This is a genomic window from Pseudomonas corni (genome assembly GCF_057128765.1).
The window spans coordinates 187,569-206,853 of sequence record NZ_JBSKHW010000010.1 but is presented as its reverse complement, the minus strand read 5'-3'; the positions used below and the strand labels follow the sequence as shown (position 1 = coordinate 206,853).

Genomic DNA, 19,285 nt, shown 5'->3' with positions numbered 1-19,285 from the left:
AGCTTCATGCATAAACCCTGTCACGCCGAATCAATAGCCCTGCCTTAGATCCACGTGTCCCAGCATCTTTTCGCCGCGTTCGAAGCGGCGGATGTTGTCCAGCAGTCCGGCGAAGGCGCTGTCTGGCTGGGTCATGGCTGCAATGTGCGGGGTGACCAGGATATTTGGATGTTTCCAGAACGGGTGATCGGCTGCTGCGGGCTCGTCCTGCAACACATCCAGCACTGCCGCGCTGAGTTGCCCGCTGTCCAGCGCGTCGAGCAGATCGCTTTCCAGCAGATGGCCGCCGCGCCCCATGTTGATCAGCGCCGCACCTGGGGGAAGTTGCTCAAACAGCGTGCGGTTGAGGATGCCCTCGGTCTGATCGGTCAGCGGCAGCACGCATAGCAAAATGTCGCACTTCGCCAAAAAGGCCGGCAGTTGATCAACACCTGCGTGGCACTCCACACCTTCGATCTGGTGCTGACTTCGCGCCCATCCGGAGAGATGGAATCCGAACGGTTTGAGGCTCGACAGAATATGCTGCGCCTGCAGCCCGAGACCCATCACGCCTACGCGTCGTTTCGCCGCCGGCACCAGTCGGTGCGCCTGCCACTGCCCAGCGGTTTGCTGCTGGCGATAGCGCAACATGTCCCGGTGCAGGCTCAGCACCGAAAAACACGCGTACTCGCACATGCCCTGGCTGATGCCTGGATCAAGCAAACGGACCACTGGAAGCGTGGCCGGTATGCGGCCTAAGTCCAGCTGATCAACCCCTGCTGACAGCGCGAACAGCACCTTGAGATTAGGCAGTACTTCATCGAGATTATCCGGCGCCTGCCAGGCAGCCAGATATTCAATCTCCGCTGGATTGCCGATGTCCGGCCACGCGCGCCATTCAATATCGGGGGCGTGCTCGGCAAACAGCGCTTTCCACTGCTCGCCACGTCCAGGGTCAGCTTTATAGAGCAGCGCCATGGCTATTTCCTGGTTTGAAAAGGTGGCGTTCATCATGCCGCAACGGCGCAAGAATGATCTATCGAATGAGTCCGCTCAGACGGCCGTTGGTGCGTGGAATAGACCGTATACCGGCAGATTAATTGGTGCCGAATGGCGCGGAAAGAATCTGCGGTCTGCGAGGGGAAATGAACGGCGGCGCAGCTTCGCGGGCAAGTCGGAAGTCGCCGACTCGCACGAACAGGATCTGCGCTGCTTATTGAGTCCTGATTTACCACGCAGGCAGGGTTTGATGACTTGCGCTGCACCGCTAACGCACATCCCGCCTGTAACCGACAGTCCTTCGCGCCACGCTGGCGCATGCCGCATATAAATTCGTTTGAATCTTCAAAACGGTATTTCTGCCGTCTGTGCGTCCCGAGTATGAAATAAATTTCATGTTGGAGTGGGTTGTAATTCATCGGGAGGGCAGGGTGCTTTATCGAGTAGCACGATGTTATAGTGTAACGAAATGGAGCATGAATTAACTGATGGGCATGGGTAAGTGCGAATGAAAGGGATCAACACGAAAATGCTTTTGGCGTGCAGCGCGTTGCTGTTTGTCGGCGCCGCGCAAGCGCATCAAATCTGGTTCGAACAGACGGCACAGCAGCCGGTGGCGCTCTATTACGGCGAGTACGACAAGAACATGCTGGAAGTAACGCCCGGCGGGCTGGACCGATTCAAAGGTCTGGCGGCTTGGTCGGGGCATACGACTCAACCCCTTAGGCTGAGCTTGCAGCGCGATTATTTTGCGGTTGCGCAGCAGCCTTCGGTGCAGGACACGCTGCTGGCAGTGGACACGCACTACCCGATTTTCGATTTGCACGAAGAGGGTAAAACCCTCAAGGCGTATTGGACTCCGGCAACCCGTTGGGTCGGTGATCTGCGACCGCGCGAGCCGCAACTCGACCTCGATATCGTCCCCACCGGTATCGCCAAAGATGGCAAGGCCACGTTCCAGGTGTTCTATCTGCGCAAGCCGTTAGCGGCACAGGACGTTGTGCTTGAAACCGCTTCTGGTGAAGCCATCACCCAGGTTTCCGATCCCGCTGGCAAGGTCACGTTCGAGCTGCCACGGCAAGGCACGTATGTCGTTGCCGCCGAGTACAAGGACCACGCGCCCGGCGAGCGAACAAACGCTCAACAGCAGGTAGAAAAGTACGACGTGAAGAGCTTCAGCTCGACGCTTTCCTTCTACCACGGCTCAGGTCCGGCGCCTTCGTCGCGTCCACCGGCGCAGCTCCCGGCCTCGGAAGTTGCACGGCTTAAAAAGGCGGCTGGTTAAAGCGTCCACCGATCAAACATTTTTGCCGCACTGCGGGTTGATCCCGGGCGCTTTCCCGCGCCGGTTTTAGCCTCTGATCAATGATCGATAACATGAGTAACTCAAATGTCCCTTACTTCTGAAATGACGGGGCGGGCGGGAGCTATTCCCCCTGCGCGGACTGCCGCGTCCGTGATCACCAACACCCGCATGCTGGCCATCGACGCCCTGCGCGGTTTTGTGATGCTGTGCATGCTGGTGGACCATGTGCGCGAAACCTTTTTGCTGCATCGCCAAGTCACCGACCCCATCGATGCCCTGAGCGTTACGCCGGACCTGTACTTCACCCGCATGCTCAGCGAGATCTGCGCGCCGGTGTTTATCTTCCTCACCGGCCTGTCGGCGTATCTGTACAGCCAAAAGCACACGCTGAAAGAAACCTCCGTGTTCCTGCTCAAGCGCGGCGTGTTTCTGGTGCTGTTGGAAATCACCTTCGTGTGTTTCGCCTGGAACGCGGAGTTCCCGCCTAAAACCTTGTGGCTGCAAGTGATCTGGTGCATCGGCATCTGCATGATCGTGCTCGCCGGTCTCCTGCATTTCAAACGCAGCTGGCTGATCGTGCTGGGTGTTGCCATTGTCGCCGGGCATAACTTGCTGGACGGTGTGGTGGTCGGTCCTGACTCGCCGTTCTTTGTGCCATGGTCAATCCTGCATCAGCGAGTGTTCATCGACATCACCGAATTCACCCGCGCCCGCACCACCTACCCCGTGCTGCCGTGGATTGGCGTGATTCTCCTGGGCTGGGCGATTGGTCCTTGGTTCGGCAAGGACGTTGACCCCGCAGTGCGGATGTCTCGCCTGCTCAAGGTCGGTTTCGGCCTGCTCGTTGCGTTTGTCTTCATCCGTTACCTGAACGTCTACGGCGAAAAACCATGGGTGCAGACGGGTGACTCGTTACGCACGTTCATGAGCTTCATGAGTGCCAAGAAATACCCGCCGTCGCTGATGTTCCTCATGCCGACGATTGGTCTGGGGCTGCTGTTGCTGGCGCTGTTCGAGAAAATGCAGGACCGCTGGTCCACTGCAACGCTGGCGATCTATGGCGGCGCCCCGATGTTTTTCTACTTGCTGCACCTCTACGTACTCAAGGCCATGTACTTGATCGCGCTGGCGTTGTGGGGCGCCAATCAAGGCAATTACTACGGCTTCGACGACCTCCCAGGCGTCTGGATGTGGAGCGTAGTGCTGGCGGTGATTCTGTTCTTCCCGACGCGTTGGTACGCCAACCTCAAACAGCGTCGCCGCGATATCGCCTGGCTCAAATACCTCTGATCCTCCTTCAAGACCAAGCCTGGACGGCGCCCCGAATGTGTGGGCGCCGCTGACCCGGGATGCAAGATTTTCAGGAGCACTACGTGAAGACTATATCCATGCACGCCTTCCTGATGGCGCTGGGAGGGCAGTCTCTGCTCGCCTTCGCGTCGGAGCAGGACAACGCAAAAGGCTTCATTGAAGACAGCCAGTGGAACGTGCTGAACCGCAGCCTGTATGACCGTCGCGACTATGAGCACGGCTCGCTGAGCAACGGCGCGCGCAATGCCTACAAGCCGCGCGCCGAACGCAGTGATCTGGCTGAGGAATGGGCTTACGGGCTGATGGGCGATTTCAGCTCCGGTTACACCCAGGGTACGGTTGGGTTCGGCTTCGATGCCCACACCTATATCGGTCGCCAGCTGGACACCGGCGGCGGTCGCGCGGGGAAAGCACGATTGCTGGGCATCGATGACGACGGCCATCCCAAGGATGAATTCAGCCGAGGCGGCGCTGCGATGAAGCTGCGTGTTTCGTCTACCGAACTGCGCTATGGCGAGCAGCGGGTGAAGACGCCGGTCTTCGGTTCATCCGACAGCCGTTTGTTGCCAGAGACCGCTACAGGCTGGTTGCTGACCAGCAAGGAATTGCCGGCGACAACGTTTTACGGAGGGCATTTCAACGAGAGCACCGACCGCAATGCCAGCAGCCATGATCGGGGCTTCGTGGTCAACTACTCAAACGGCAAGCAGGGCGACAGTTTCGATCTGGTGGGTGTTCGCACTACTGCCCTCAAGGGGCTGACTGCCAGTCTGTTCAGCGCGGAGTACGAAGACACCTGGCGCCAGCAATACGTGGGCGCTGTTTACACTCAAGTCTTCAACGACAACCAGGATCTGAGCTTCGACCTCAATCTGTATCGCACCCAAGACACCGGGAAGGCACTGTCTGGTCAGATCAACAACACCAGTTGGAGCTTTCTGTCGACCTATCGCTATGACGCCCACAGTTTCGGCGTCGGATACCAGAAGATCGATGGCGACACGCCTTACGACTACGTCACCCGGGGCGCGATCTTCCTCAGTAACGCTGTGGCGCTGTCTGACTTCAACGGCCCGCAGGAAGCCTCATGGATGGGCCGTTACGACCTGAACATGGTCACGTACGGAGTGCCGGGGCTGACCTTTTCCGCACTGTATGTACGTGGTAGCGGGATTGACGGCACTCACATGGACCCACGCGGCGGTTATAGCTGGCTGGGTTACGGCAAGGACGGCAAACACTGGGAGCGCGACCTGCAAGCCAAGTACGTCGTGCAATCGGGGCCCGCGAAGAAGCTTGCGATCACCCTGCGCCACGCTGTGCATCGGGGTAACAAGGCGCAAGCCGAACTCGACGCCGACCAGCTGCGCCTGGCTATCGAGTACCCGTTGGGCGGCAAATTCTAAGGGCGAGATGCGGCGAACAGCTTCGCCGCAGGCTTTCAGACCGGAGGCTGGCGGGGAATTTCGGTCGGGGTTTCATGCCCGTCACGCTCTGGCTGAACCGTGCGTGACGACATTTCTGCGCGCAAAATCGGCAAGCACTGCGGGTACTGTTTGGCGATGTAACTGATCAACCGCTCGCGCATGTGGCAGCGCGCATCCCAGCTTCGCGATGAATCCGCCGAGCTCAACAACACCCGCAATTGCATGGCTTTGTCGGTGGTGTCGGTGACTTGCAACACGCACACACGACCGTCCCAAAGGTGTGGAATGTCCTTGCAGATGCGCTCGGTTTCTTCGCGCAACTCCTCCAATGGCAAGGCGTAATCCACCCACAAAAACACTGAGCCGATCAGGCTTGAAGTACTGCGCGTCCAGTTTTGAAACGGCTTCTCGATGAAGTACTGCAGCGGAATCACCATCCGCCGCTCGTCCCAGATTTTCACCACGACGTAAGTCCCGCTGATCTCTTCGATACGTCCCCATTCGCCTTCAACGATCACTACGTCGTCCAGCCTGATCGGTTGAGAGATTGCGATCTGCAGCCCCGCAATCAAATTTCCCAGCACCGGCTTCGCCGCGAAACCCGCCGCCAACCCTGCAAGCCCGGCAGAAGCCAGCAAACTGGTGCCGATTTGCCGCACCGGCGGAAAGCTCATCAAAATCAGACCCGTGCCGAACAGCAAAACCAGTACGTTCAAGCAACGCACCAGTACGCGAACCTGCGTCTGGATTCGCCGCGCTTGCAGATTGTCTTCGATGTCCAGCGGGTTGCGGATCGCGACCGCTTCACCGATCGCTTTCACGCAGCGCAAGGCCAGCCAGGTGAAGCAGCCAACGACCAACATGCCGTTTACGTGCCGCACGGTATTGATCAACATCAAGTCGTCCGGCGCTGACGTCCACACGGTTTGCAGCGCCAGCAGCGGGATCAACCACAGAGTGGGCGGCCCGGCACGCAGGATAAGTTGCTGCGCAAATATGAACGACTTCGAGACCCGCCTCAGCACCGCCAGTGCTATCCAGCGAATCAGCAACGACAGACAGATCGCCACCGCAGCGACGATCAGGGTGCTCAGCCATGGCAATGGCAAGACGTCCAGCCAGGCGTCCGGAATTACATGTTCCATAGGGATGCTCGCGACGAAGACGGTTTAAAGACAAGGATTGTGAGCCTGTAAACGGCGCAATCGTTCCCCAATCGAGCTGCAAACCCCAGCGTAGACGTGTTTTATCCAGAGCGGGGGAGCGACCTCGATTCGGTGAACGGCCGATAACGCGTGCGCTGTGAACCTGCTTGCAGTTGCATCAACAGCAGTTGATCAACCAGTTTGCTGTTGTCACCCGTGCTGGTATCGATCGCAAACTCCGGATTAAGCGGCGCCTCGTAGGGGCTATCGATACCAGTGAAATTACGTATCCGGCCTTCGCTTACCGCGCGATAAAGCCCCTTGGCGTCCCGGCGCATGCACTCCGACAGGGGCGTGCTTACATGTACTTCGATGAAGTTGCCTTCAGCGAAATGGCTGCGGCAGCTGTCACGATCAGCACGAAACGGCGAGATGGCCGACACGATCACGATCAATCCTGCGTCCACCATCAGCCGGGCGACTTCGCCTATGCGCCGCACGTTTTCCCGGCGGTCCAGATCGCTCATGCCCAGGTCCTGACACAAGCCGTTGCGCACTCTGTCGCCGTCGAGCAAATAACTGTGCAGACCATGGGCTTGCAGCGTGTCGTCCAGTTGGTTGCCCAAGGTGGATTTGCCCGCGCCGGACAAACCGGTGAGCCAAATGCAGCAAGCCCGTTGCTGCTTCATGGCTTCGCGCTGGGCCTGACTCACACTCAGTTCAGGCGCGATGATCAAAGGTCGGGTTTCAGTTCTGTAGTCAGTCATAAGCAAACAACTCGTAGTCACGGGCATAGACTTCCCGGATGCGCTTGCGCGAGGCGACGGAACACAACGCCGCGGTTTTGTAATTCGAGCCAGGCGAGCGATTCAAGTGATCGAGCTGCGCGCTGACACCCAATTGCTCGCACAACATGGCGAAGTCTGCTTCCAGATGTTCCTGACGCCCGATGAAATCAATAGCGATCTGCCCCATCGAGTTCTGCAGAAAGTGATGTTGCGGCGCGAAATGTATCTGCTTGCAAATATTATCGCTGTGCAACCAGCCATCAATGAACGTATCGAACCGAGAATATCGACTCACTAATTCGTAAGCGGCTCTATCTCGCGGCTGTGGGTTTTGTAGCAAGTAGCGATATGCCGATAACGCGCGATGTAACGGGTCTCGTACAAAGCCGAACTTGAAGTATTCGTCGAAACGCTCTTTGAATTGTTTTTCATACCAATACAACGGCAAATGCCCCGTGGGCGTACTGCCGAACAAAGACGTCGCCACACTGCTGCCCGCGCATTTGGGTACGTGAATGAAAATACACTCGAACTGGTCGAAGACCTCCGGAAACCGGGGCTTTTGGGACAGCGTCTTGTTCACGACCTGACGATCCACTACGGACAGTCGCTCAAGCAGGAGCTCGCGGTGATGCCGGGGGAATAGCTTCCATAGCAAGTGATTCATGGGGAAGTGACCTGTGGCGTGTTATGGATCAAAGCGTGAGGCTACAGCGGGGATAACAGTGAGCGGCAGAACTTTTCATATAATTTACGCTGAGCGCTAGTTATTCGGGTTTGTATATTTATTGTGTTTAGTTTGTTACTCAAGTTGTAGGTTGATACGTACAGATATTCGAGAGTTTTCGTGATCGATGAACCGTCTAAAAAAGGCGGCGGAACGTTAGGTCTGGATATATTTCACATCGTGAGAAAGGAGTTTGCATTCCTGGTTAATTATTTGCCTGCGGAAAACGGCTATCGATATGAACACTTATCGCCTTCAAGAAGCAGACCTGGAAATCCCTGATACCTGGCAGGACCAGAGTGTCAATATTTTCAAGTTACCCGCCGTAGGCCAGGCCAGGGAAGCGAGCTTCGTCATCAGTCGCGACCCCGGCCAGGGTGATATGCCATTTCTGGACTACGTCGCTGCTCAATTGCAAAGCGCCGAACGGCAGCTTCCCAATTTCAAGCTGATCAAGCATTGGGACTTCACGCTGCATGGGCATGCCGCTTCTTTGCTCGATTACACCTGGGAACGGGAAGGGCGCGACTTGATGCTTCGACAGATGTTCATCGAGCACAAACCGACAGTGCTGATCGCGACGCTGACGACCACGCCCGATGACCTGGTCCATCACGAAGCCATCTGGAAACAAGTCATGCAGAGCTTCAAGCCGGTCAAGCACGCGGCTCAGTAAGCGTTAAGTCATCTACGGAAGATGCCCTTTAAATGGATTTACAACCCGCTGCACGCTTAGGCGACGAAATCGCCCACGGCTTTGGCGTCGTCGCCATGATCGGCGGGGCCGTGGCTGGCGCACTGATTGGCGCGGCTGTCGTGGCGGCAACCGTAGCGACGGGTGGTTTGGCGCTTGCGATCGTGGGTGGATCGATCGCTGCTGGCGGGTTATCCGCGTTTCAAATTGTCAGCGGGCTTTGCCAGTTGTTCGACATGCCCGAGCCCACGACCGGCTTGCTGGCGAAGGGCAGTAATGACGTCTACATCAATGGCCGTCCAGCCATGCGCGCTGGCGACGACATCGCCTCTTCATGCAACGGTCTGCCACTGAGTCACCCGTTTTGGCCCTTCCCGGTCGTCATCGCTCAGGGTAGCGCGACGGTCTACATCAATGGCAAACCCGCCGCGCGCCGGGGCAGCAAAATGGTCTGCGGCGCACACATCAAAAACGGCAGCGCTAATACGTTTATTGGCGGGCCAACAATTTCAGTCACCTTCGTCCTCGATATCCAGGGCTGGATGCACACGGGTTTCGAAGCCCTGGGTCTTTTGGCTGCAGGGGCCGGGTTGGTGTTGGCAGCCATGGCGGGCGCGGCAGTCCTTGCTACTGCAGTGGTTGTTGGCGCCGCGGCAATGGCAGGGATGGCGCTGTTGGGGGATTTGGGCGATCGGTTAGGGCCGGGATGCAGGGATTTGCTGCAGGGCGTCGCGGGGATGGCGTTGTTGGGGGTGGGGGCGGGGTTATCCAAAAGTACCAAATCCAATCCTCTTGGCTTGGCCGCTGTGGAAGAATTACCTGTACCTGTTGTCACCGCGAAGGGCAAAGTTGGCAATATGGTTTTTACTGATGTTAATCAGAGATCCAGACCAAGGGCGCAGGCGAATCCTGACCACCTGACATTAATCTCCGATAGGGTATCTGCGAAAGCTTTAAAAAACCGTAAGCCGATGCCAAATGGAAATATGGCGGAAGCCCATGCAGAGGTGGCTGTGATTCAGCAAGCATATGAAAAAGGCATGACAAAGGGGCAGGACATGACGATGAGCGTAGCTGGCATGGATGTGTGCGAGTTCTGCCGGTCTGATGTAGTTGCAATGGCGAAGGCAGCGGAATTAAAGTCATTAACCATCTACCAGCACAAGTCGGGAGCTACCCTATTCTGGAAGCTCGGAATGAAAAAACTTACGACGCAGGCGGGCAAATGAGAATGCATCTATCGTGGACTAATTTGATGCACGGCGTTTGGTCTGGTGGAAACCAGCATGTTCATCGTTGGGAGGAAATAATGCTACATCTGAACAAGCTTGAAGTGATATCAGGGACTGTACGAGTTCAGCTTATGGATGAGCCAGACATTGGGCCGCTAAGCGTAGGACTGATCGCTGAAAACAAAAATTACCTCGTAACGTTGCTTGAGGCGACTGAAGACGATACCGACGTCAGAACTTTCAACAATCTGACAGTAACTCCCCAAATGATAGATGTTTTGGGGGATTTCTGGGATGCCCGCTCAATTACTAATGAGTTCGGTCTGGTAATAATGATGTTTAAAGAATTTTTCGAAACGGGTGACGTTTCCCGGCAATGGTTGAATTGATGTGCTCTCTTTCGCGTAGGCCATGACATGCGTCGCAAGCCTACAGTAATCAGGCTGATGGCAGACTATCAGTGTCACCCGCTTTGGGATTTGACCATCGACCAGTACGGCGATATCGATCCAGCAGGCCTGCCCCTATCTGAGGCGCTCAGGCTTAGGCTCGCTGAGTGGGCGCGGCTCTACGACGAAACGCTGAACATGGATTCGCCGCAAGATTCTGGATTTAAGAGTGAAGCGCTGGAAACAGAGTTCAAAACCGAAGGGCATCGACTTGCGGAATATCTGCGTAAGGAATTGGGTCCAAATTTTACTGTTGATGAGAAATTTTTTGATAAATGAAAATGCTCATTTCACGGAAAGTGCTGATCCGCAGCGTGTGGTCAGGCGTAAGTGGTTACTTCGAAGATTGGGTGGACGTAATCTGGCCACTTAAATTTCTCCAAAAGGCACCCGGGACACTACGCTTGCGTTTAATTAACCCACCTGAACCCGGTCCGATCAGTATATTTCTGGAGTCGGATAACAATACTTATTTGATTACCTTGCTCGAAGATATAGGCGACGACCTGAATGTCAGGGCTTACGATAACCCAACTGCAACCGCTCAGATTGTGGAGGTCCTTGGAGACTATTGGGACGCCAGAATGCTTACCGACGACTTCGATCTGGTTGTGATGCTATTCAAGGAGTTCTTCGAAACCGGAGATGTGTCACGCCATTGGCTAAGTTGAGGTCAGTCTTACTAGCCTCAACTTGCCCGGTAGCAACTGCCTTTACGACTATGGTTTCTCCCCAAAAAACGCCTCAACCTGCCCTTCAATCGTCCCCTTTACCCCCTGCCCCTGAGCATTCATTTCCCCAGCAAGTCCCCCATTGATATCCAGTCGATTACCGGTATCAATCGCCCCCGTATCACTCGCATAAACTTTAAACGACGTCCCCGAAATATTGATCGCGCCGTTGGCATTGAACTCCAGCACACTCTTGCCGCACACCAGTCGGATTTGTGAACCCGCTTCAATCAGATAGTGGGCGCCGATGCTGTCGATCTTGCTGCCGCCTACTTTTAGCGCGTCATTGGTCCGGACGACGCGCGCTCGGTCATGTCCGACGGTAATTACTTCGTCGTTCCCGACGCTGCGAGTCCGGTCGTGCCCCACCGAGTGGGTTTCATCCACTTCCACGACGATGTCTTGATTGCGCTCGGCGTGGATGTACAGCTGTTCAGCGCCTTTTTTGTCCTCCATGCGGATCTCGTTGAAGTTCTCGGGCGTGGCGTCTTTGCTGGAGCGGCTTTTTGTACCGCTTTGCGTGGCGTTGGCGGGGAGTTTATAAGGCACGGTTTGTTCGGCGTTGTACACACGACCGGTGATGATCGGTCGATCGGGGTCGCCATCCAGAAAGCTGACGATGACTTCCTGGCCGATGCGCGGTATGTGCATCGACCCCCAGTTCTTTCCCGCCCAAGCCTGGGATACGCGAATCCAGCAGGAGCTGTTTTCGTTCGATTGGTCGTGCCTGTCCCAGAAGAAATGCACCTTCACGCGGCCAAACTGATCGGTCCAGATTTCCTCGCCTTCGGGGCCGACCACGCGAGCGGTTTGCGGGCCCTGGACAAAGGGGCGTTTGGTGCTGGGTTGTGTGCGAAAGCTTTGCTGCGCGTCAACACACGTCAGGTTGCTGGTGAATTGCGCGTCCGCCGAACCGCCACCACTTTCCAAACCTTCCTGATGGATGACGTAGCCCGTTCTGACGATCAGGTATTCGCGGTTTTGGTCCTGACGAGCCAGACCTGTCGTGCTAAACACATGACCGGCGCCCAATCCGCGTGCATTACCGCTCAACTCTACCCGCTCATGCAGACTCTGGATTGCTTCAAGGCGAGTGCGGGCGTAGTGCTCGCCGTCCTCGTTTTGGAGGTAGATGCCGGGGTAGTCAAATAGCGGAAAGTCCGCCGCAGCATGCGCGCGCGGGGTTGCCGAACGCACGTCGATTCGCGCGCTCGGGCGCTCGAAGTCGTAATCATTGAGCTCCAGCGAACCGGACTGGATTGCTTGATCCAACTGCCAGCTATTGATGTGATCGCGCTCGCGATGCTGGCCGTCAGGCGGGTAAAACGGCACAGATTCATAGCCGTACACCGGCTGATGAGCGCTGTAGGCATCCGCCAGCACCAACATATGACGATCTTGCTCGTGACGGAAATAGTAGTAGATCCCTTCCTGCTCCATTAACCGGCTGACGAAGTCGAAGCTGGTCTCACGGTACTGAACGCAATATTCCCACTCACGATACGGACGACTCAGGGCGTCTTCGAAGTCAGAAAAACCCAGGTCGCGAAACACTTGTTTGATGATCTGTGGGATCGTCTGGTGCTGAAAAATCCGGCAGTCGGAAGTTTTCGTCAGCAGCCACAACCAGGGACGCATCCTGACCTCATAGCTGGCGAACTGGCCGACATCTACGGTCTGTCGGCACTGCGCGACGATGCCGTGAAAATAGCGCTGACGGCCCGCACCCAGTTCCAGCGACAGGCTCATGGGCTTGCCAAGCAACTGATTGAGGTCAATGGCGTGATCGTGTGAAGTCAGTTGCAGTTCGTAATCGAATAGTCGCCCGAGTTCGTCATGACCGTTCAGTTTTTTGAGCAACAGCGCGTCTGGGCCGAGTGAGGTGTTGACCTTCGCCAGGCGGGTGATTTGGGTGAATGCCATGATATGTCCGTTAATCCTCGGGTGCCCGATTCAGGCGCTTTGATCGCTGAACCGATACTCAAATTGCCCATCACTGCACGTGATAAGCACGCTCGCCATCGGTTTTGCATCAAGCATGCGTGTCAGGAATTCGCGGCTCATGTCAGGCAGCAATGTGTTGGTCAAAATGGCGTCGATCATGCGTCCACCGCTTTGGGTTTCAGTGCAGCGCGAGACGATCAGGTCCACCACGTCGTTGTCGTAATCAAACGCCACCTTATGGGTGCTTTCGACGCGTTTTTTGATGCGCTCCAGTTGCAGCCCCGTGATGGTTTTAAGCATCGCGTCGCTCAACGGGTAATACGGGATTGTGACCAAACGCCCGAGCAGCGCTGGCGGGAATATCTCCAGCAGCGGCTGACGTAACGCGTTGGCAATATTATCCGCGGCCGGGAGATTGTGCGGGTCCCGGCACAGCTGGGAGATCAGCTCGGTACCCGCATTGGTAGTCAGCAAAATAAGGGTGTTTTTGAAGTCAATCACTCGGCCTTCGCCGTCTTCCATCACGCCCTTGTCGAACACCTGAAAGAAGATTTCATGCACGTCCGGATGAGCTTTTTCGACCTCGTCCAGCAGCACAACGCTGTACGGTTTGCGCCGCACTGCTTCGGTCAGCACGCCGCCTTCGCCGTAGCCGATATAGCCCGGTGGCGCGCCCTTCAAGGTCGAAACGGTGTGGGCCTCCTGAAACTCGCTCATGTTGATGGTGATGACGTTCTGTTCCCCGCCGTACAGCGCTTCGGCCAGCGCCAGCGCCGTTTCAGTCTTGCCCACGCCGGAGGTGCCAGCGAGCATGAACACACCAATCGGTTTGCTCGGATTGTCCAGGCCCGCGCGTGAAGTCTGGATGCGCTTGGCGATCATCTGCAGCGCATGGTCCTGGCCGATGATGCGTTTGCGAAGGTGCTGGTCTAGGTTCAGCACCGTTTCCAGTTCATTGCGCGCCACGCGGCCTACCGGAATACCCGTCCAGTCCGCGACCACCGACGCCACCGCCTGATAATCCACGGTCGGGAGGATCAAAGGCGCTTCTCCCTGTAGCGTTGCCAGCCGTTGTTGCACATCCACCAGTTGCTCGCGCTGTGATAGGCGCAAGCTGATTTCAGGGGCTTCGACGGTGTCCACCAGACAGCCGTCTTCGCGCAGTTCTGCGCGCAATTGCAGCAACTGATCCACAAGAATCCGCTCTTCCTTCCAGCGAGTTTCAAGACTCAATAACCGCTCTTGCTCCAACCTGAGGAGTTGGTCAGCACCGGCCTGCCGATCAACCGCCGAAACCCCGAGCGCCTGTTCCCGCGCAATAATCTGCAGCTCGGTTTCCAGCGCTTCAATGCGTCGACGACTGTCATCCACCTCGGCGGGCACGGCGTGCAGACTCACCGCAACTCGTGCGCAAGCGGTGTCCAGCAAACTGACTGATTTGTCCGGCAACTGGCGTGCGGGAATGTAGCGATGAGACAGCTTGACTGCAGCGTGCAGCGCTTCATCAAGGATCAGCACCTGATGATGACTCTCCATGGTCCCAGCCACGCCGCGCATCATCAACAGGGCTTTGTCTTCCGAAGGCTCACTGATCTGTACCACTTGAAAGCGACGGGTGAGAGCCGGGTCTTTTTCGATGTGCTTTTTGTACTCTGCCCACGTCGTAGCGGCGATGGTGCGCAATGCGCCGCGTGCCAGCGCAGGTTTGAGCAGATTGGCGGCATCGCCGGTGCCCGCCGCACCGCCCGCACCGACCAGCGTGTGGGCCTCGTCGATGAACAGAATGATAGGTTTGGGCGAGGCCTGAACCTCCTCGATGACTTGGCGCAAACGCTGCTCGAATTCGCCCTTCATACTCGCGCCCGCTTGCAGCAGGCCCACGTCAAGACTGCGCAGCTCAACATTTTTTAACGCGGGAGGCACGTCACCGGCGACGATGCGCAGAGCAAAGCCCTCGACCACAGCGGTCTTGCCGACACCGGCTTCACCGGTAAGGATCGGGTTGTTTTGCCTGCGGCGCATGAGGATGTCGACCATCTGCCGGATCTCTTCATCGCGGCCCACGATCGGATCGAGCTCGCCGTGGCGCGCCTGTTCGGTCAGGTCCAGAGTGTAGCGCTTGAGCGCCTCCTGCTTGCCCATTGCACTGGGGGCCATTGCACCGCTGGCTTCACCGGGCGCGGCACTGGCGCCAGCCATCTCGGTGGCACTTAATCCGTTTTCAGGTGAGTCGCCCAGATGTTCGCTCAAGCGCTCGCTCAACGCACCAACGTCGACCTTTTCGAACTGCGAAGACAGGTTCAGCAGAGCGCGACGCAAACGCGGAGCTTTGAGCATGCCTATCAGCAAATAGCCGCTGCGCACCTGGCTGTCGCCAAACATCAGGCTGCCATAGACCCAACCCCGTTCGACTGCCTCGTCGACATGGGGAGACAGATCGGTAATTGCATTCGAGCCCTTCGGCAGGCGCTCAAGGGCATCGGTTAAATCCCGCGCCAGATGTGCAGGCTTAAGGTCGAACGCGCGAACGATCCGGTGCAGGTCCGAGTCCTGCAACTGCAATAACTGGTGCAGCCAGTGGGACAGCTCCACGTAGGGGTTGCCCTGCAATTTGCAAAACACGGTGGCGGCTTCGATGGCTTTGTAGCTGATGCTGTTGAGTTTTCCGAACAGCGTGGCGCGACTGATTTCACTCACGGTGTGTGCTCCTTGCGGGTAGTGGTGGAGGTGTTTGTAACGATGCCGATCGTTCCGCGTTTTGGCGCGGGAGGATCAGGTCGTCAGCGTCAGTTTTGGGCTGCCCAAGCCAGATGTTGAAACCCAGGCGACACGCGCCATTGAGCTTGAAAGCTGGCACTTCGCGCTGTTGCAGCACCAGGTTAAGATCCCAGTCCAGTTCATAGCCCAAGTATTCGGCCACCCACGCCGCCAGATGCTGGAACGGCGCGCCATCGGGCAGCATGCCCATGTATTCATCGAGCGTGAGCGGGCCCAGCCGGATACGAAAAGCATGCTGGCGATCCCAGACGTGACGGCCCAGGCACAGGTCGATTCCCAACTGGTGGGCGTTGACGCCTAAGCGACTGCGATCCGGTAGCTCCAGCCATTGGCCGATGTATTCCTCGATAGCAACAGGCAGCCCGAAGTAGTCGGACAGGATCGCTTTCAGCCCATCGGGATAGCGAGTCTGCGCGGACAGATGTCCGGTGAAATGCAGCTTGGCCACGTCAGGAATCACTGACTGGTTGAGCAGGCTCGACATGCCCCGCCCGCTGAACGCGCCAAGCCGCGCGGCCCAGTAATCATCATCGGGTCGGTCGTGGCTGACCGTCGGGCGAGCCTCGGCCCATGCGCGGTAAAACAGGCTGAGCAAACGATGATGAAACACGTCCAGAAATCGCTTGCTCGCGTGGTCGCCGTGGTTGCGCTGGCGGTCGCGCAGATACTCGGTGATGTGCAGCGGCAAAGGGCCGTTAGGGCCGCCGAGCCCAAAAAATAGCTGCTCCAGGCGTGGCGCCGTGTGTGCTTCCATGGGAGTGAAGGCCGCCAGACTCGAAGGCGCAAATGTGCATTCCAGCTGCTGACCGAGCCGAACCGGATCATCGCCCAAACGCAGGGAATGACCCACGCGCGGCAAGTGTGGCGCGCTACTTTCGATGAACCGCATGGCCTGGAAAAAATCGTATTTCCACGGCTGCTCCTGCATGTCCTCTAGCGTACTCACAGCGTGGGTCTGAGGCCGGGGATGGCTTTCCAGCGCATGACCTCGCCTCTTTCGGTAGTCCGAATCACCGTCTCGGTAAAACTGTTGATCGAGACGTAACGCGCCAGAAAACGCTCGAAAACTGCGCCGAGCAGGAAGACACCTGTGCCACGGAAGGCGTGTTCATCGAACAGCATCGTGATCTCAAGGCCCCGTCCAAATGCGATGGGACCAGGCATCGGCAGCCGGCGCGTACAAGGTTTGCAACTGACATCGCGCAAGCCTTCTATTTGCAGCGCCAGTGCCGGATCGGTGTCGTCCCCGTATAAGCGCAGGAGTTCACGCAGGGCCGCAGCGCCCTGGCCTTTTTCGCTCAACGATAAGTAGTTCAGCGACAGCTGGCTGATCAGGCGCCACGCCTGATTGTCGTGGGCGCGGCTGGGCTGCGGACGACTCGGTCCAGCCAGGCAGCGAATGGCTTTAACTGGCGCGCTGTCGGCCAGGGTGAAATCCGTCGTGCCGCTGCCGACGTTCATGAACAGCGGCAGGTCGCGATTGGTGCACAGCGCGTTGACGCCCAGTTGGCGCAAGTCCTGGCGATAGGGCGCCTGCTGACTATCGACGAGGCTGATAAAGGTTTCGCTGCCCACATAGGTCGAGCGCGTACCGCTTCGCCGTTGTTCGCTGGATAGCACCCGAGGTTCACGGCGCAACAGGTGGAAAGCGTTGGCCCTCGCGTAATCGGCGCAATCACGCACCGCGTAAAACGGCATAAACGCCTGCTCAGGCCCGGTGCTGTAGCCAGTGACGGCGGACAAGGAATGAATTTCGAAGTCGGTCGGCCGAGTGCGATCGGCGATGACGTGGTGCTCGTGTACTTCATTGCTCAGATGAATACGGTCGACCCGCATCGGGAACAGGTTGATCGCCGGGGTGCAGAACGGCACCAGTTGCGCAGCGCCAACCGTGTTCTCCAGGCTGCTATCGAAACGATCAAACAGCACAATCAGCTCCAGAGCTTCGCCGCTGCACTGTTGCACCGCTCGGGTCAGACCGGTGAAGTCGATGAACAGGTAGCGCTGCGGCAGCGCAAAGTATTCCTGTAACAGTCGATAGCCCTGAAACGCCTGCGGTACCACTGGCAATGCGGCTTCACAGTCGTCGAAGCCAAGGGGTTTCAAGGCATCGTTGGGCAAGCGCTCGAGCCATTCGCCGTTGGGCTCGCGAGCGAATACCGCGCAGACATTGCCCCGCAGTTGCTCGTACAAACGGAATGGCTGCTCATCCGCACCGTTGAGATAGAGCGGCAGATTGTTGAGGCTCAGGCGGTTGAACGGAAATTGGGCGCTGGTGCGCAGCGTGATGCGCAGACCGGCTTTGGCCGAGGGTTCGCTGGCGGCGACACGACCTAACGCAGCGTGGGGATTGCCGAAATATTCCGCCTGGCTCACGCTCAGCGGCCACAGCGTCACTGCTTGGGTGCTGCGGTATTCGCAAGCAGTCGACGCGTCGCGGCCCAGGTCTTCGCGCAACGCGCTGGCGCGGGGCAAGGTAAAGCCATCGCCGAGGGAGCCTTCATCGAGATCGATCTGCATCTGCACCACCGTCATCGACGGCGTGGGTGCCAGGTAGTGCGGATAGGCGATTTCCAGCAGATTGTGGGTGAACGTCGGGTATTCGGCGTCCAGCTTCAGCTGCACGCGGGCCGTGAGGTACGCGAAGCCCTCAAGCAAGCGCTCGACGTAGGGATCGGCGCAGTCCATGCCCGACAACGTAAGGCGACCGGCAATCTTGGGAAATTCCTTGGCGAACTCTTCCGCGCTCTCGCGCACGTGCAGCAGTTCCTGGTTATAAAATTCTAGCAGCCGGGGATTCATACATGCCTCCGCTGGCTGGCGGGGACCACCTGCATGTGGCCGGTCTCAAGATCGAGTTCGGTGCGCAGCAACAACGGCAATGGGACCGGCTGTGCCCACAAATCGCCTTCTATCTCGAAGTTCAACGCGTTGACGTTCATGTAAGCCGCAGCCTGCGCGCGCACTTGCAGCGTGCTCGGCAGAATGCGCGGCTCATAGGCGATGATCGCCCGATGGATGAAGCCTTCCAGCGCATGCACATCAATGCTCGAAACACTGTGCCCCGCCAGCGCAGGCAAACCGAAATTGATGACGGACGTACCCGCTGCGGTGTCGCGCATGGCGGGTGCATTCAGCACCGAACTGGCGTTAAGCAGCCACGACAGATCGCGCAGCACCGAAGCCTTCAACTGGCTGAGCGAGAGCATGCGGTTGGCCGGGCTGTCGACAGAACTGCCCGGTTCGTCATCGGTCAGGCGGTCGAGCAAGGACGGTTGCAGCCGCTCGCGGGGGTTGAGGGCGTTCACCAGTCGAATTGCCAGACGAAGACTTTTTGATCCCAAACGTCCAGGCCGCACCTAGTAGATTGAATGACTGGCGCGATTTCTAATTTGTCCTTGAAATGGCGAACCACCTGCGTGGCGGTGTCGCATTCTTTGCTAGGAGCGGGCAAAGGTTCGCTGCGCTCAGCCATTAGAATTTCAGCACCACGGAACAACTCAATCCGCACCTTCTTCTGCTTGGTTTCGCTGAATCGGCACGGCCATGCCATGTCCATGCGTAGCGGCGTTTCACCGGCGCTGGTGAACATGCACTGTCCGTCTGCGTTAACGAGGCTGACCTGTTCCCCGACAAAAGTTGCTTGGACTAAACCGGCCGGCACGACGGGGGGCTGTTCGGCTAACGTGTAGAAACTAAGCATGCTCAGCACGCTTAACAGGTATTTCTTTGTCATCTCACTTTGCACCTGAAGTGATGTCCGGGGCATGCACCA

Annotated in this window: 18 protein-coding genes; 8 read left to right on the top strand and 10 right to left on the bottom strand. The window is 57.5% G+C overall.

Annotated elements, in window-relative coordinates; translation table 11 throughout:
* Window positions 1–30: 30 nt before the first annotated feature.
* Window positions 31–957: a 2-hydroxyacid dehydrogenase gene (locus ACWKV9_RS17045; protein WP_483837298.1), complete on the bottom strand. Its 927-nt coding sequence runs from the start codon at window positions 955–957 to the stop codon at window positions 31–33.
* Window positions 958–1,486: 529 nt separating this feature from the next.
* On the opposite strand from ACWKV9_RS17045, the gene ACWKV9_RS17040 reads away from it, so the two are divergent.
* The 3 genes from ACWKV9_RS17040 (at window position 1,487) to ACWKV9_RS17030 (ending at window position 5,001) form a co-directional block, all read left to right on the top strand.
* Window positions 1,487–2,263 carry a DUF4198 domain-containing protein gene (locus ACWKV9_RS17040; RefSeq protein WP_483837297.1) on the top strand — a complete coding sequence of 259 codons (777 nt, stop codon included), beginning with the start codon at window positions 1,487–1,489 and terminating at the stop codon, window positions 2,261–2,263.
* A 105-nt stretch (window positions 2,264–2,368) separates the two neighbouring features.
* Complete coding sequence (locus ACWKV9_RS17035) at window positions 2,369–3,574, top strand: acetyltransferase domain-containing protein (RefSeq protein WP_483837296.1); 1,206 nt, start codon at window positions 2,369–2,371, stop codon at window positions 3,572–3,574.
* 98 nt (window positions 3,575–3,672) lie between these two features.
* Window positions 3,673–5,001 (top strand): OprD family porin, encoded by a 1,329-nt coding sequence (locus ACWKV9_RS17030; protein ID WP_483837336.1) that lies wholly within the window; start codon window positions 3,673–3,675, stop codon window positions 4,999–5,001.
* Between the two features lie 35 nt (window positions 5,002–5,036).
* On the opposite strand, the gene ACWKV9_RS17025 is transcribed toward ACWKV9_RS17030, so the two are convergent.
* The 3 genes from ACWKV9_RS17025 to ACWKV9_RS17015 all read right to left on the bottom strand — a co-directional run bounded on the left by ACWKV9_RS17025 (window position 5,037) and on the right by ACWKV9_RS17015 (window position 7,622).
* Entirely contained in the window at window positions 5,037–6,167 is a 1,131-nt protein-coding gene (locus tag ACWKV9_RS17025) for a mechanosensitive ion channel family protein (RefSeq protein ID WP_483837295.1), read from the bottom strand.
* Window positions 6,168–6,268: 101 nt separating this feature from the next.
* The gene (cysC, locus tag ACWKV9_RS17020) at window positions 6,269–6,934 is read right to left on the bottom strand and encodes an adenylyl-sulfate kinase (protein ID WP_483837294.1); all 666 of its coding nucleotides are present in this window, start codon (window positions 6,932–6,934) and stop codon (window positions 6,269–6,271) included.
* On the bottom strand, window positions 6,927–7,622 hold the full coding sequence (locus ACWKV9_RS17015; protein WP_483837293.1) for a sulfotransferase family 2 domain-containing protein: 696 nt from the start codon (window positions 7,620–7,622) through the stop codon (window positions 6,927–6,929). The genes cysC and ACWKV9_RS17015 overlap by 8 nt, the downstream gene beginning before the upstream one ends.
* Window positions 7,623–7,920: 298 nt before the next feature.
* Here ACWKV9_RS17015 and ACWKV9_RS17010 point away from each other — a divergent pair, with 298 nt between their 5' ends.
* The 5 genes from ACWKV9_RS17010 to ACWKV9_RS16990 are packed head-to-tail and all read left to right on the top strand — an operon-like array spanning window position 7,921 to window position 10,728.
* Entirely contained in the window at window positions 7,921–8,358 is a 438-nt protein-coding gene (locus tag ACWKV9_RS17010) for a DcrB-related protein (protein WP_483837292.1), read from the top strand.
* 32 nt (window positions 8,359–8,390) lie between these two features.
* Window positions 8,391–9,605: a cytidine deaminase-like fold-containing protein gene (locus ACWKV9_RS17005; protein ID WP_483837291.1), complete on the top strand. Its 1,215-nt coding sequence runs from the start codon at window positions 8,391–8,393 to the stop codon at window positions 9,603–9,605.
* A 26-nt stretch (window positions 9,606–9,631) separates the two neighbouring features.
* Window positions 9,632–9,997 carry a DUF6911 family protein gene (locus ACWKV9_RS17000; RefSeq protein WP_483837290.1) on the top strand — a complete coding sequence of 122 codons (366 nt, stop codon included), beginning with the start codon at window positions 9,632–9,634 and terminating at the stop codon, window positions 9,995–9,997.
* A 27-nt stretch (window positions 9,998–10,024) separates the two neighbouring features.
* A complete protein-coding gene (locus ACWKV9_RS16995) occupies window positions 10,025–10,336 on the top strand; it encodes a hypothetical protein (RefSeq protein WP_483837289.1) in 312 nt (103 codons plus the stop codon).
* Window positions 10,333–10,728 carry a DUF6911 family protein gene (locus ACWKV9_RS16990; protein WP_483837288.1) on the top strand — a complete coding sequence of 132 codons (396 nt, stop codon included), beginning with the start codon at window positions 10,333–10,335 and terminating at the stop codon, window positions 10,726–10,728. The genes ACWKV9_RS16995 and ACWKV9_RS16990 overlap by 4 nt, the downstream gene beginning before the upstream one ends.
* A 48-nt stretch (window positions 10,729–10,776) precedes the next feature.
* Here ACWKV9_RS16990 and ACWKV9_RS16985 read toward each other — a convergent pair whose 3' ends face one another.
* The 6 genes from ACWKV9_RS16985 to ACWKV9_RS16960 are packed head-to-tail and all read right to left on the bottom strand — an operon-like array spanning window position 10,777 to window position 19,246.
* Window positions 10,777–12,711 (bottom strand): type VI secretion system Vgr family protein, encoded by a 1,935-nt coding sequence (locus tag ACWKV9_RS16985; protein ID WP_483837287.1) that lies wholly within the window; start codon window positions 12,709–12,711, stop codon window positions 10,777–10,779.
* Between the two features lie 30 nt (window positions 12,712–12,741).
* Window positions 12,742–15,429, bottom strand: a complete 2,688-nt coding sequence (gene tssH, locus ACWKV9_RS16980) for a type VI secretion system ATPase TssH (protein WP_483837286.1) — start codon at window positions 15,427–15,429, stop codon at window positions 12,742–12,744.
* The gene (gene tssG, locus ACWKV9_RS16975; protein WP_483837335.1) at window positions 15,422–16,489 is read right to left on the bottom strand and encodes a type VI secretion system baseplate subunit TssG; all 1,068 of its coding nucleotides are present in this window, start codon (window positions 16,487–16,489) and stop codon (window positions 15,422–15,424) included. Before tssG ends, tssH begins: the two co-directional genes overlap by 8 nt.
* Complete coding sequence (gene tssF / locus ACWKV9_RS16970; protein WP_483837285.1) at window positions 16,453–18,312, bottom strand: type VI secretion system baseplate subunit TssF; 1,860 nt, start codon at window positions 18,310–18,312, stop codon at window positions 16,453–16,455. Before tssF ends, tssG begins: the two co-directional genes overlap by 37 nt.
* Window positions 18,309–18,821, bottom strand: a complete 513-nt coding sequence (gene tssE / locus ACWKV9_RS16965; protein WP_483837334.1) for a type VI secretion system baseplate subunit TssE — start codon at window positions 18,819–18,821, stop codon at window positions 18,309–18,311. The genes tssF and tssE overlap by 4 nt, the downstream gene beginning before the upstream one ends.
* Window positions 18,815–19,246, bottom strand: a complete 432-nt coding sequence (locus tag ACWKV9_RS16960; protein WP_483837284.1) for a hypothetical protein — start codon at window positions 19,244–19,246, stop codon at window positions 18,815–18,817. Before ACWKV9_RS16960 ends, tssE begins: the two co-directional genes overlap by 7 nt.
* Window positions 19,247–19,285 lie beyond the last annotated feature (39 nt).